General features: G+C 64.6%; 11 protein-coding genes and 1 tRNA gene. 4 read left to right on the top strand and 8 right to left on the bottom strand.

What is annotated here, in order from left to right; all coding sequences use genetic code 11:
• Positions 1–531: a DUF7097 family protein gene (locus C489_RS16830; protein ID WP_006432537.1), complete on the bottom strand. Its 531-nt coding sequence runs from the start codon at positions 529–531 to the stop codon at positions 1–3.
• Between the two features lie 117 nt (positions 532–648).
• Between C489_RS16830 and C489_RS16825 the strand changes: the two genes are divergently transcribed.
• A complete protein-coding gene (locus tag C489_RS16825) occupies positions 649–1,041 on the top strand; it encodes a DUF192 domain-containing protein (RefSeq protein ID WP_006432536.1) in 393 nt (130 codons plus the stop codon).
• Positions 1,042–1,248: 207 nt separating this feature from the next.
• Positions 1,249–2,781, top strand: a complete 1,533-nt coding sequence (locus C489_RS16820) for a (R)-citramalate synthase (RefSeq protein WP_049890971.1) — start codon at positions 1,249–1,251, stop codon at positions 2,779–2,781.
• Between the two features lie 121 nt (positions 2,782–2,902).
• On the opposite strand, the gene C489_RS16815 is transcribed toward C489_RS16820, so the two are convergent.
• The 4 genes from C489_RS16815 to C489_RS16800 form a co-directional block, all read right to left on the bottom strand.
• Positions 2,903–4,513, bottom strand: coding sequence for a 4Fe-4S ferredoxin N-terminal domain-containing protein (locus C489_RS16815; protein WP_006432534.1), 1,611 nt, complete (start codon positions 4,511–4,513; stop codon positions 2,903–2,905).
• A gap of 531 nt (positions 4,514–5,044) precedes the next feature.
• Positions 5,045–5,129 (bottom strand) — tRNA-Ser (locus tag C489_RS16810).
• 120 nt (positions 5,130–5,249) lie between these two features.
• Positions 5,250–7,940 carry a phosphoenolpyruvate carboxylase gene (gene ppc, locus C489_RS16805; protein WP_006432533.1) on the bottom strand — a complete coding sequence of 897 codons (2,691 nt, stop codon included), beginning with the start codon at positions 7,938–7,940 and terminating at the stop codon, positions 5,250–5,252.
• Between the two features lie 410 nt (positions 7,941–8,350).
• Positions 8,351–9,280, bottom strand: coding sequence for an NAD-dependent epimerase/dehydratase family protein (locus tag C489_RS16800; RefSeq protein ID WP_006432532.1), 930 nt, complete (start codon positions 9,278–9,280; stop codon positions 8,351–8,353).
• 230 nt (positions 9,281–9,510) lie between these two features.
• Between C489_RS16800 and C489_RS16795 the strand changes: the two genes are divergently transcribed.
• Positions 9,511–9,963: a MaoC family dehydratase gene (locus C489_RS16795; RefSeq protein ID WP_006432531.1), complete on the top strand. Its 453-nt coding sequence runs from the start codon at positions 9,511–9,513 to the stop codon at positions 9,961–9,963.
• 101 nt (positions 9,964–10,064) lie between these two features.
• Here the strand turns inward: C489_RS16795 and C489_RS16790 are convergent, their stop codons facing one another.
• The gene (locus tag C489_RS16790; RefSeq protein WP_006432530.1) at positions 10,065–10,349 is read right to left on the bottom strand and encodes a sulfurtransferase TusA family protein; all 285 of its coding nucleotides are present in this window, start codon (positions 10,347–10,349) and stop codon (positions 10,065–10,067) included.
• Positions 10,342–11,319, bottom strand: coding sequence for a hypothetical protein (locus C489_RS16785; protein ID WP_006432529.1), 978 nt, complete (start codon positions 11,317–11,319; stop codon positions 10,342–10,344). Before C489_RS16785 ends, C489_RS16790 begins: the two co-directional genes overlap by 8 nt.
• Before the next feature lie 140 nt (positions 11,320–11,459).
• On the opposite strand from C489_RS16785, the gene C489_RS16780 reads away from it, so the two are divergent.
• Entirely contained in the window at positions 11,460–12,356 is an 897-nt protein-coding gene (locus C489_RS16780) for a hypothetical protein (protein WP_006432528.1), read from the top strand.
• A 42-nt stretch (positions 12,357–12,398) separates the two neighbouring features.
• On the opposite strand, the gene C489_RS16775 is transcribed toward C489_RS16780, so the two are convergent.
• The gene (locus C489_RS16775; RefSeq protein WP_049890988.1) at positions 12,399–13,007 is read right to left on the bottom strand and encodes a hypothetical protein; all 609 of its coding nucleotides are present in this window, start codon (positions 13,005–13,007) and stop codon (positions 12,399–12,401) included.
• Between the last annotated feature and the right edge of the window lie 19 nt (positions 13,008–13,026).

Genomic DNA, 13,026 nt, shown 5'->3' with positions numbered 1-13,026 from the left:
CTATCCGTCGTCACCATCGTATCGCTCGGCCGCCGACTCGAATCCCAGTTCCGACTGTTCGCGGCCGCGACGCTCCTCGAGCGCGGCGATCGCATTTGGTTCGGGCGCGGCGTCGTCGGTGATCCGCGCCCACGAGTTGTGGACTTTTGCGTGACACCACCGACAGAGATAGATCGTGATCTCGTGAGAGAGGGTCTCACCATCGCGCGCATACGAGAGGTGGTGTTCCTCGAGCAACGGACGCTCGTCGTCGTGGGCCATCCGCTTTTCCTCGAGCCCGCAGCGGACGCACTCGCGGTCGCGGTTGCGCGAGCGGAAGTGCGGGCAGTCGGCCCACGACCAGTCGGACTCGGGGTCGACCACGGGGCACGCGTAGTCGTCGGCCGCGCGCTCGCGACCGAATTCCGGGTCGTGGCCGTGGTGCTCGAGGGCGTACCGACACTGCCCTTCGCCGGTGAGGTAGTCACAGAGCCCGGCGAACTCGTAGGGGTCGTCGACGCCGACCGATGTTCCCTGCGGCGTTTTCTCCATCGTGCTCGACCGTCTTTGGGCCACCGACCAGTTGAAGCTGGCGTCCGCCGTTCCGACCGACCCGACGGATCGCCGTCGGCGAGAAGGTTTTTGCTATCGCCGGTCCGACTCGAGGGCGTGCGACTCGTCCACGATCCGGTCTCTGATGACGACCTAGGCGACGATCCCAGCGACGATACTGATCGCGACGCCCGGGTGCTGGCGACGCGGGTCGACCTCGCGGACTCGATCGTGAGCCAGACGCTGGGGCTCATGTTCCGGCGATCGATTCCGGACGACTACGCGCTGGCGTTCGAGTTCGGGTCGGCGAAGACCCGAGACCTCCACATGCTGTTCGTCTTCTTCCCCATCGACGCGGTCTGGATCACTGACGGCGTCGTCCGGCGCGTCGAGACCCTTCGCCCGTGGCGGAGTTTCGCTCGCGCCGAAGCCGACCTGATCGTCGAACTCCCCGCCGGCACCGCGGCCAATGTCGAGCCCGGTGATCGGCTGCGTCTCGAGGACGGGTGAATTGCCGAGGACGACCGAGCCAATCGAAGTCGGCCGAACCCGATCTCACCGAGCCGTGACCGGCGGATTTAAGTCAGCATGATACGTTAGCCCACAGTACAATGGCACGAGATTCCGTCTCACCGCCGCACGACGAGGATAGAGGAAGTCGGGGCGACCCGGCTGGATGCGAAATTCTCCGACGAAACTAAGCCTACTTCATCACCCGTGCCCGTACCTCACTCCGCCGAACAGACGATCGAATCGGACCGTACAGTGCGCCTTCTCGACACGACGCTTCGCGACGGCGAACAAGCGCCGGGCGTCTCGCTTTCTCCCGACGAGAAAGTCGAGATCGCCCGCTCGTTGGAACGCGCCGGCGTCTCCGTCATCGAGGCCGGCAGCGCCTGTACCGGCGCGGGTGAGCGACAGGCGATTTCGCGGGTGACCGACCTCGATCTCGACGCCCGCGTCACCAGTTTCTGCCGCGGGATGAAAGGCGACATCGACCTCGCGCTCGAGTGTGACGTCGACGGCGTCCACATCGTCGTCCCCGCCAGCGACCGCCACGTCGAGGGCAAGGTCGGCACCTCCCGCGAGGACAACCTCGAGAAGACCGCCGAACTCGTCGCCTACGCGAAAGACCACGACCTCTGGGTCGAGGTCATCGGCGAGGACGGCTCCCGCGCGGATCTGGACTACCTCGAGGCGTTAGCCGAAACCTCCCTCGACGCGGGTGCAGAGCGCTTCTGTTTCGCCGACACCGTCGGCCACACGGGGCCCGAACACACCTACGAGGCCGTCTCCCGGCTCGCCGAACTCGGCCCGGTCAGCGCACACACCCACGACGACCTCGGGCTGGGCGTGACCAACGCGCTCGCGGCGATTTCGGCCGGTGCGGACCTCGTTCACTGCACCGTCAACGGGCTGGGCGAGCGCGCGGGCAACGTCGCCCTCGAGGAGGTCGCGATCGCCCTTTCGCACGTCTACGACCTCGAGACGCTCGAACTCGAGGAGCTGTACGATCTCGCACAGATCGTCTCTCGAGCGACGGGCATTCAACTCGCGCCGAACAAGGCCGTCATCGGCGAGAATGCCTTCACCCACGAGAGCGGCATCCACACCGACGGCACGCTCAAAGACGACAAGATGTACGAGCCCTACGCGCCCGAGACCGTCGGCCGCGAACGCCGGCTCGCGCTCGGCAAACACACCGGCCGCGCGGGCGTCAAGGCCACCCTCGAGGAACACGGCGTCGAGGCCGACGACGACGAAATCGCCGAGATCGCGAACCGCGTGACCGAACTCGGCGACCGCGGCCGCCGGGTCACCGACGCCGACCTGCTGGCAATCGCCGAAGACGTCACCGGCGACGACCGCGAGCGCGTCGTCGACCTGCTCGATCTCTCGGCCACCAGCGGCGGTGCCGTCCCCACGGCCAGCGTCCGGCTCTCCGTCGACGGCGAGGAACGCGTCGCCAGCGGCACCGGCTCCGGTCCCGTCGACGCCGCCGTCTCCGCCGTCCGCGAGGCGCTCGGCTCGATGGCCGATGCCGAACTCGAGTCCTATCACGTCGACGCCGTCACCGGGGGCACCGACGCCGTCGTCACCGTCGAGGTGACGATGGTTCGCAACGATCGCTCGGTGACGGTCGCCCGCAGCGAGGCCGACATCACCCGCGCGAGCGTCACGGCGATGGTCGACGCACTCGATCGACTGCTCGCGTCCGATCAGCAGCCGCTCGCGCCGGCCGACGACTGAGCGACTGCCCACCACACGGTTTTCAGTTCCGCCTCGACGGCACCGACCAGCGACTGCTACCGATCAGCCGTTTTCGAGATTCGTTGCCCGCCGTTCGACTCGAGCCGGCCGCTGCCGCCGGTCAGGAGTAATCGAGGCCGATCGTCTGATCGTCGAGGACGTCCTGTCGAACGTCGACCATACCGACGTCCTCGTAGCTGGTCGGCCCTTCGACCTGTTCGGCGTTCGGCCCTGGCTGGTTCCCGAGATAGGTGACGTTCGGGTTCGTCCCGATGTCCGCGAGGAGTTCGAACTGCGATTCGGGACCGTCGGCGAACGCCTCGAAGCGCTCCTGTGCGAGTTCCTCGCTCGGTCCCTGGAACTCCTCGTCGTCGCCGGGTTCTTCCCCGAGTTCGAGCCGAACGAGGATGTCCTGTGTCTCGAGGTCGAGCCCGCTGTCCTCGATCGCGCTGACGACGGAAAGTACTGTTTCCTCCTTCTCCGGCAGGGTATCGCCCGCAGGCGCGTCCTGTTCGTACTCCTCGACCGTCAACTCGACCCCTTTCGCGAGGGCGACCTGCTCCTCGGTGAGGTCGTCGACGGCGTCGAGAACGGCGTCCAGATTGTTGTCGACCCCCTCGAGCGACGATTCGACCGAGTTCGGCGACGGGAGCTCGGAGTTCAGCCGGATGACCGTTCGCGCCCGGCTCGGGTTCTCCTCGTAGCGCTGCGGGTCGCTCGCGGGGTTGTTCTTGTCCCCGAACTGAATCACGTTCGGCGGACAGGCCTGCTCGCAGGCGGTCGTCCCGACGAGTTCCTCGCCGGCGTTGCCGTCTTGGCGAGCCGGATCGAAGACGCACTTCGACATGACACCCCGCGGCGCGCGTCGACTGACCGGCCGTCCGCGCTCGTCGTAGATCCCCTCGGGCTCGAGGTCCTCCCGCTCGACGTCGGGCTCGTCCCACTGGAAGTAGTTGACGCCGTAGGGGCAGGCGACCTGACAGTACCGACAGCCGATACAGACCTCGTAGTCGGTCAGGACGAGTCCGCCCTCGTCGCGCGTGTGGCGGGCGGTCGTCGGACAGACCTTCTCGCAGGGGGCGTCCGTACAGTGCTGGCACGGCCGCACCAGATAGTTGAAATCCCGAACGCTGTCGAAATCGTCGGGCTCCGGCGACTCGACGCTGCCGTCCTCGTAAGCGAGGACGTACATCCAGTTGGCTCCGTCGTCCCACTGGTGTTCCTGATTGCAGGCGGTCACACAGGAGAGACAGCCGTCGCAGTGCTCGAGGTCGATCGTCATCCCCCACTGGGTTCCTCCGGTGTCTTCGGATTCGGTCGTTTCTTCGGCGGCGGCGATATCGGCGGGCTCGCGGTCCTCAATCGTGGCCCACGCGCCGAGTCCGAGGAAGCCGGCTCCCGCGCTCGCTTTCTTGAGCATCTCGCGCCGGGACTCCTCGCTGGCACCCAACTGGGAAAGCATCGATCCCATCCCACCCTCGTCGGCGTCGTCCGGGCTGGCGATCGGCCGTTCGTCCTCGCCGAACTCTTCCATCACGTCGTCGTGATACCGCTCGTGGAACTCCTCCTCGGCCAGTTCTCCCTCCGTCACTCGCATGGCGTCTTTCGCCATCTCCATCCCGAGTTCCGTGTCGTACTCCGTCTCCTCGAGTACGTCCTCGAGTTCGTCTTGCCACGCCTCTCCGAGCGGATGAAACGCCTCGTCGTCCGCCGGTTCGTCGTCGAAACTCATCGGTCCCACCGCCTCGTGGCTGTTGGCTCTCGAGTGGCGATCATTGTGGCTTGAATCACTACACATATCACTAGTATGGCCGTAGTGACCCTGCCTGCGAATGACGGGCGAGGAGTCGCTCGTAGACTCGGGACTCGGTTCAGTAGGTTTCGGAACGGAAGGGACGTAATACGGACCTTAAGCGGTCGCTCGTGGGACTCGAGAATCGTACAAATGCGGAGCGGATCACGTTGTTCGCCGCCCGCCGCTACTGGAAAAGCGCCGGGAGAGATTTGAACCACGCAAAGACCGGCTCGCTCGCGGCTTCACCGCTCACGATCGCATAGCGACCGCGCTCTCGCTGCGCTCGTCGGTTTTGTTCGTCTGAAAAGCGCCGAGAGGGAGATTTGAACCACGCCGAGACGGGCCGGGTCGCTCGCTGTGCTCGCTTCCTGGGCCGCGACCCGTCTCGTTCAAACTCCCTGCCGTTTTCCAGCAACGAGGATTGATTCGCGCCGCTGTGCGGCGCTCATCGGTTTGTTGCTGGAAAAACGCCGAGAGGGAGATTTGAACTCCCGAGTCCGTGAGGACAGTAGATTTCGAATCTACCGCCTTGGCCGGGCTAGGCTATCTCGGCTCACTCCTACCTACCCGAGTGACGTTTTTACCCGTTTCGATTTCCCCGCTCCCTGTGACTGGTTCGCTCACACCGATCGGAGCGGCGGCCCGCTCGCGGCTCGAGCGAACCCGCGCTCGATCACCCCGTGTTCTTCATGCCGGCCGCGATTCCCTTGACGGTCAGTCGGAGCGTCCGTTCTTCGATGTCCGTTCGGTGGTTCCGGTTGAGCAGGTGGACCTGGAGGACGTTCAGCGGGTCGACGTAGGGATTCCGGCGCTCCAAGTTCTCGCCGAGCCAGTCACGAGTGTGCAGGCGGTCGCGCTGGCCGATCTCGGTGATCAAGTCGGCGGCCCGCTCGTACTCCTCGGAGACACGCGGGAAGAACCGCTCGCGAAGTTCCGGCTCAGCCATCTCCGCGTACCGCTCGGCGATCTCGAGTTCGGTCCGTGACAGCGAGAGCGCGGCGTTGTCGAGGGTCGTGCGGAAGAACGGCCACTCGTCGTACATCTCTTGGAGCGTCTCCATCGACCCGCCATCTTCAAGATACGCCTCCATACCGGTCGCGATGGCGTACCAACCCGGAAGGATACACCGCGACTGGGTCCACGAGAATACCCATGGGATCGCCCGCAGGTCCTCGACCGTGCGCTCACCCGAGCGAGAGGCCGGCCGCGATCCGAGATCGAGGTCTTCGATGACCGTAATCGGCGTCGCCTGCTCGAAGTACTGGACGAATCCCTCGCTCTCGAGGAGATCCCGATACTCTTGCCGGGCGGTATCGGCCATGATCTCCATGGCGTCGACCCACTCCTCGCGGACCTCCTCTTCGGGCTGGTCGATCGCTTGTTTGCGCGCCCGCAGTTGGGCGTTGAGCATCTGCTCGATGTTGCGCTCGGCGATGCGGGGGTTGGCGTACTTTTCGGCGATCGCTTCGCCCTGTTCGGTGAACTTGACTTGGCCAGTCACCGTCGAATTCGGCAGCGCGAGCAGCGCCTCGTTCATCGGCCCGCCACCGCGCGAAATCGAGCCGCCGCGGCCGTGAAACAGCCGCATCGTCACGTCGTGATCGTCACAGATCTCGCCGAGGCGGCGCTGGTTCTTGTACAACGACCAGTTCGCCGCCAGGAAGCCGTTCTCCTTGTTCGAGTCCGAGTACCCAAGCATGATCTCCTGGGTCTGTCCCCGGGCCTCGAGGACCTGGGCGTAGGCCTCGTTCTCAAATAGGGTGCCCATGATCCGCCGGGCACCCGAAAGGGCGTATTCGGTCTCGAGCAGCGGCACGATGTCGATGCCCGCATGCTCGGGCAGGGACACTACTCCGGCCTGATCGGCCAAGAACAGCACCTCGAGGACGTGGCTGGGCTCTTCGGTCATCGAGATACAGTAGGTGTCGATGGCGTGACTGCCGTACTCGGCCTGCCAGTCGGCCAGGCTGTCGAACAGCCGGAGGACCCGTTCGGAATCGTCCGAGAGGTCCGCGGTATCCCCGAGATCGATCACCGATTCCTCCTGCAAGACGGCGTCAGTTAGGAACTCGACGCGCTCGTCCTCCGAGAGCCCGTGATAGTCGATCCCTTCGGCCTCGAGAGCCTCTGCGATGGCGTCGGTGTGCTTTGCCTGATGCTCGCGCAGGTCGAGACTCGCCAGCGAGAAGCCGAAGGTGGCGACCTGTCGGCGGATCGGGTCGACGTGGGCGTCGACGACGCTCTCGGCACCGTTGTTCCGCAGGCTCATCGCGATTACCTCGAGGTCCTCGAGGAGGTCGTCGACGTCGTCGTAGCCACCCGGGCGAACATCGCCGACGCGGCGCAGCCGCTCGCGCATGAGTTTGAGTTTCTGTCGGTAGGGCTCGCCCGGATAGCGCTCTTGGGCCGTGCGGGCGCTGCCGGGCAGGCGCTCGCGATCCGCCTCGAGGGAGGCCTGGAAAGAAGAACCGGCGTCGATGCGGCTGCCGTCTTGACTCAGCACTCCGGAGAGGCGCTTGAGCTGGGTTCGGTACTGCTCGACGATGACCGACCGCTGGCGCTCGAGGGTGTTGGCGGTCACGTCGGGAGTCACGTAGGGATTCCCGTCGCGGTCGCTGCCCGCCCACGACCGGAACTCGAAGAGTTTCGGGATCTCGAGGTCGCCCGGCACTTCCGCGTCGATGGCGTCGTCGAGTTCGTCGTAGACCTCCCCGACCACGTCGAACAGCGTGTTCTCGAGGTACCACTGGACGTTGCGCGCTTCGTCCTCGGGTTCGGGCTGGCGATTGCGGACCTGCGGCGTCTGCCAGAGGCTCGTCACCTCCGCGTCGATGTCCCGCCAGACCTGACTCTCTTCCTTGTCGGTCAGCAGCCGTTCGTCCAGCGTTTCGATATACGTCGAAATCTCTCGGAGCTTGGATTTGACCGTCTTCCGGCGAGCCTCGGTCGGATGCGCGGTAAACGTCGGCTCGATCAGCACGTCGTCGAGCACTTGCTGGACGGTCTCAAGGTCGGCCTCGCCGAGTTCCTCGGCCGCCGTCTCGAGGCTGTCTTCGAGGGTGCCCTCGTGGGACTCGGTCCGAATCGTCCGGACCCGCTCGCGCTCTTCGGCGAGGTTGATCAACTCGAAGTAGGTCGTAAACGCACGGGCGACGATCCGCTGTTGGTGTGGCGAGAGGTTCTCGAGTTCGGTGACGAGGGGGTCTCGGGACTCGAGTTCGCCCGAGCGGTACTCGATTGCGGCCTGCCGACACGATTCGACGGTCTCGAACGCTCGGCGAGACGTTTGCTCCTCGAGGACATCCCCGAGTAATGCACCGAGTTCGCGAACATCCTGTCGGACATCCCTGTTGTGAAGTCGCATATCATGGGGATGCACATGCCATGGTAAAAATCCCTCGCAGGAGCACTGATTCGCCCGTTCATCGCCTCCCGTGATGACTATTAGCAGAGTTCGACAATCGACGAATACGCAATGTCGACTCGGCAATCAGCGTGGCGAATCAGTGTGGGAACCACCGCCTCAGAACGAGATATTTACTACGAATGTAAATTATATCTCTCGGCGGACAAGCGACGGCTCCGGAGAACTCACGGCTAGGGAATCGAATTAGCTACGATTGATCGTTATAGATGTGTCGATAAACGAGTGGATTTCTGTTTATATCATGTAAAAGCTCGTCGCACGGAAGTCGAGATACTCGAGTTCGAACTGAACGGTCTCGAGACGGACACCGAACTGCAGCTATCGACGGTCGTCAGGAGTTGAACGCCTTACTCGTCGGTGTACTGCGCACAGACGCGGCGGATCCCTTCCTCGAAATCGATTCGGGGCTCCCAGCCGACTTCCTCGCGGATCTTCGAGGCGTCGGCACAGGTGTCGTGGACGTAGACCGAATCCGGGATCGGGTTCTCGACGTACTCCGGCTCCACGTCGGTACCGAGTTCGTCGTTGAGCATCTCGACGACCGTGTTGAAATCGTAGGCGTCGCCGGTCCCCAGATTGTAGATTCCGTCGAGTTCCGCCGCGCCGGCGGACTCGAGGCCGCGGACGATATCGGAGACGTGGGTAAAATCTCGCGTCTGAGTGCCGTCGCCGTACAGCACGGGCGACTCGCCGTTGGCGATGTCGTCGGCGAACTGCGCGATCACGTTGGCGTACTCGCCCTTGTGTTCCTCGGCCCCGCCGTAGCCCTGATAGACCGAGAAAAATCGCATGCCAGCCATCGACATGTCGTAGTGATTCGAGAAGTACTCCCCGTAGCGCTCGCGGGCCAGTTTCGAGGCTTCGTAGCCGGTGTTGACGCTGACGTCCATTGCTTCGGGCGAAGGCTCGGTGCGACTGCCGTAGATCGACGACGTCGAGGCGTAGACTACCGTCTCGCAGCCCTCCTGTCGAGCCTGCTCGACTACGTTGACGAATCCCTCGACGTTCACTCTGGCACCCGTCGTCGGATCGTCCTCGTGCATCGCGTACGAGGACAGCGCCGCTAAGTGAAACACCACGTCGACATCTGTGGGCAGATCGTCGTCCAGAACGCTCGCATCGACGAACTCGACGTCGTCGGACAGGTTCTCCGGCGTCCCCAGATAACAGTCGTCGACGACGGTCACGTCGTTCGTCTCGGCGAGATGGTTCGCCAGATTCGAGCCGATAAAGCCTGCGCCGCCGGTGACGAGAACGGCCTGCTCCTCGAGAGTCATATCGAAACTCCCGACCCGGCGACGAATAGATGTTGTGAAAGCTCGACTAGAGATGGCAGTCCGAAACCGGCGTCGTCCTGCGGTCGCGGTGGGCGTTGCTGCAGTCGGACGACTGAACCGTCGGATGTCGACAGCGAGAAATCGATCCCACGAGGCGAGTACCGCGCTGGCCGTGCCCCGTTCTGCCTCTGCCCACAGGTTCTTGACGATACGTACCACACCACACGGATATGCGTTACTACGAGGATATCGAGGTCGGCGAAACCCGCGAATTCGGCGAGTATCACGTCACGAAAGAGGAAATCCTCGAGTTTGCAGAACAGTACGATCCCCAGCCGTTTCACACCGACGAGACGGCGGCCGAAGAGTCGGCGTTCGGCGAACTGGTCGCCTCGGGCTGGCACACCGCCGCGATCTGTATGCGGATGCTCGTCGACGGCCCGATGCAGGATCGGGCCAGCATGGGTGCCCGCGGCGTCGACGAACTCCGGTGGAAACAGCCCGTCAGACCCGGCGATACGCTGTCGATCCGCACCGAGGTCATCGACAAACGCGTCTCCGAGAGCGATCCCGAACGCGGCTACGTCGATAGCCGCCTCGAGGGCATCACGCAGGACGGCGATGTCGTCATCTCGTGGATCGGGCTCGGCATGATCGCACGCCGAAATCCGGGGGACGACTGATAGGGGCTGTCGTACCGATTGACCGAAGCAACTGCGGGATGGTTCGCGGTTGCTCCGGAAATGACTCAGCGCAGTCCGTGTGGGCCCCGATCGATCGCCGCTCAGGAGCGGTGTATCTCGAGGTACGTCGTGTACTCTTTTCGGATCAGCTTACGCCGGTTCGTTTCGATCGCCAGCAGTTCGTGCTCGGTCTGTGCCGCCAGCTGTGAGTACTCCCGTTTCGCCCGTCGGTCCGTGCTCCGAACGCGAAGTATCGACCCGCACTCGAGGTCCTCGAGCGCTCGTTGGACGCGAGCGATACCGCTCGCACAGCCCCGGCCTCGGTTGTCGACGGTTAGATCGGGATCGACGTCGGGGGCCGTCTCGGGGATCTCGACCTCAGTCATCGTCGTCTCCCCCGCCTGCGGCTCCCGATCCGGCACCGCTCTCCTCGAGGTCGCAGACGCCCTCGATGGGCGAGCAGGCCCGCCACATCGGACAGAGTTTGAAGATGACGGCCAACAGCCCGATGATGCCGATCTTGGCGATTACGGCCCACCCGACCGTCGTGGCGGCATAGCCCTCGAGACTGACGCCGAGGACCATGACGGCCTGATACGATCCGGTCAGGAATACGAGCGGGATGATGAACCGAACCGTCCACCGGAACCGCTCGAGTTGGTCGCCCGCCGCTCGAACCACGGCGGTCGTCGGCCGCTTCTGTCCCGTCGGGACGGCGATGAAGATGTTCCAGACGGCACCCCCGATCCACGCGGCGAACGCGAACAGGTGTGTCGTTCGGACGCCCGCGGCGATCGGGTCGAACCCGCGCAAACTCACCTCGGCGATGCCCGTTCCCGCGACGACCGCTAGCGCGAGTGTCAGGGCGAGGATCCCGGCCGGACTCCGAAACTGGGCCTCGGCGGCCGCCGAGCGCTGTGCGGTCACGGCGACCGTCCCGAGCCAGGCTACGAGCATGGCACCCAACCCGACCGTGAGCGGCTTGGTTCCGAGCGCCGAGACGTACGCCGCGAGGACGATCGGGCCGGTCACCGCGAGGAGAGCGACGGCCCCGATCGCGATTCGATCGAATCGTGCGTACATCTCCCCGCAGTAGTCGCCGGCGTTCGCCCCGAGATCCCGCGGCCGCACGAAGCCGTGTTTCCAGACGAGTCCGCCGGTAAGTACGCCTATCGCGACGAGGTACGACCACTTGGCGAGCGTGACGGCGATCGACTGGCCGCCGAACCGTCCGGACACCCACGTCCCGAGCAGCGACCCGAGCAGAATAACGCCCAGGGCGACTTTTGGCAGGAGGTATCTATCGAAGAGATCGGTCGAGACGGTCGTCCGAACGCCCGTCTGTGAATCAGGCATAGCTGGTCACTCGCCCGAGGGTTATCGCTCATCGACGCTAAGTTCGATCACGGACATATTCGCCTCGCGGTCCAGCGTGTCCCGAACATCTCCGGAAACAGCGTTTCGGTCGGCCGACTCCGAGTTGTGGTGAGTACTCGATGGACGAACCAGCAGCCGCTACCGACCGACCGACGGAAATCCGCTGGGAACGGGCGTCCGACGCGGACCGCGCGGAGCCGATCGTCGAGCGCCAGCCGTACGTCGAACTCGCACTCGAGCACCCGGACCTCGAGCCGACCGCGTACGGCGACTCGTTCTTTCCGGACGCGGTCCCGTACGCGGTCGAGGGCACCCATCGGGTCTGTTACTGGCGGCCGGCCCTCGAGCCCGGCTCGAGCGAGCCCAGCGAGTGGAGCGGGGTCTGTGCGACGACGGACTCGCTTTCCCCAGTCACGGCCCGAGCCTCGACCGACTTCGACCTCGTGTCGCGACGTGACGAGACGACGGCGGTGACTGTCGAGGGGACGGTCGCCGGCGATTCGACGCAAGCACTGGTCGAGTCCTACGCCGTTCCCGACGTTCGAATACGGGCGCTGTCCGAGTCCCGACTCGAGGTGTTGGTCGACGGCTCCGAAATCGTCGTTCCGGCGGGGACGCGACGGCACGTCTCGCTCCCCGAGCGGACAGTGAACCGAGTCGATGGCGAGGGAGGCCCGACGAAGACGACGCCCGAACTCCGCGTTCGATTCCCCGGCGAGCGGGAGCTACACCATCCGGCGCTCGGGGCGAACTACCGACTGTTCCCGTCGTTCGGGCTCGACCTCGAGAGCGTTCCGTCCCCGCTCACGGTTCCGACGGCGAACGGCGAACTCGATCACGAGGCCCTTGCCGAGTCGCTGGGCGTCGACCTCTCCGCTCGGCCCTATCCCGAGCGCGTGCTGTGGCAAGCGTTTGCCTACACCGCATTCGATCCACACGCGGATTCGGTCCCGGTTCTCCAGCAGTTTCCGACGGGACACCTCACACTCTCGGGAGACCCGAACCGACGGTGCTGATGCTTACAGCAGCCACAGCGGTCAACAAAAGAACCCGTCTCGTCAGGACTGGACCGCGAGCAGCCGCTCCCGAACCGTCTCGGCGACATCGGTCAGATGGACCTGTCCGAACAGCCCCACGAGGAGCGCGCCCAGCGAGTTGAACATCAGATCGCGGACCGTGTCGTCGAGTCCGTGCTGGGCCAGCGGCATGGTCAGGCCCGTCTCCGCGGCGAGGATGTCGAGACCGAACTCGAACAACTCCCAGATGACGCCGAAGGCCATCACGACCGCGAAGATGTAGACGAACGCGATCCGGCTCGGGATGTGGATGTCGTCGGCGTGGAGATCGACCGCTCGAGCGGCCGTGTAGCCGACGCCGGCGATGAGCGACGCCGACAGCGCGTGCGTGAGGTGATCCCACCAGCCGATCTGTCCGTACAGGCCCGCAGACCCGAGCGTGTGGAGGAACACGGCGGAGGTGATCCAGAGGGCAAGCCACGGATCTAACGGCAGGTCGTAGTTGCGTTCCAACAGGGCCGGTAGGAACGTGATCAGAAGCGCGACGCCGCCGTTGACGATCGCTTTCGGTTGCCCGTCGAGGAGGCCGTACCCGACGAGTGCGACCAAGACGACTTGCATCGCTCGCGTGAGCCGTCGCTGGTTCCGTATCGAGGGCCGCGGCAGTCGC

The organism is Natrinema versiforme JCM 10478 (assembly GCF_000337195.1).
Classification (GTDB): domain Archaea; phylum Halobacteriota; class Halobacteria; order Halobacteriales; family Natrialbaceae; genus Natrinema; species Natrinema versiforme.
This window is presented reverse-complemented; position numbering and strand designations above follow the sequence as displayed.

Bases quoted from the DNA above. Each gene is read 5' to 3' on its own strand.
- C489_RS16785 (WP_006432529.1), bottom strand. From the start codon at position 11,319: ATGCCTGATTCACAGACGGGCGTTCGGACGACCGTCTCGACCGATCTC.
- C489_RS16795 (WP_006432531.1), top strand. From the start codon at position 9,511: ATGCGTTACTACGAGGATATCGAGGTCGGCGAAACCCGCGAATTCGGC.
- C489_RS16815 (WP_006432534.1), bottom strand. From the start codon at position 4,513: ATGAGTTTCGACGACGAACCGGCGGACGACGAGGCGTTTCATCCGCTC.
- C489_RS16780 (WP_006432528.1), top strand. From the start codon at position 11,460: ATGGACGAACCAGCAGCCGCTACCGACCGACCGACGGAAATCCGCTGG.
- C489_RS16800 (WP_006432532.1), bottom strand. From the start codon at position 9,280: ATGACTCTCGAGGAGCAGGCCGTTCTCGTCACCGGCGGCGCAGGCTTT.
- C489_RS16790 (WP_006432530.1), bottom strand. From the start codon at position 10,349: ATGACTGAGGTCGAGATCCCCGAGACGGCCCCCGACGTCGATCCCGAT.
- ppc (WP_006432533.1), bottom strand. From the start codon at position 7,940: ATGCGACTTCACAACAGGGATGTCCGACAGGATGTTCGCGAACTCGGT.
- C489_RS16830 (WP_006432537.1), bottom strand. From the start codon at position 531: ATGGAGAAAACGCCGCAGGGAACATCGGTCGGCGTCGACGACCCCTAC.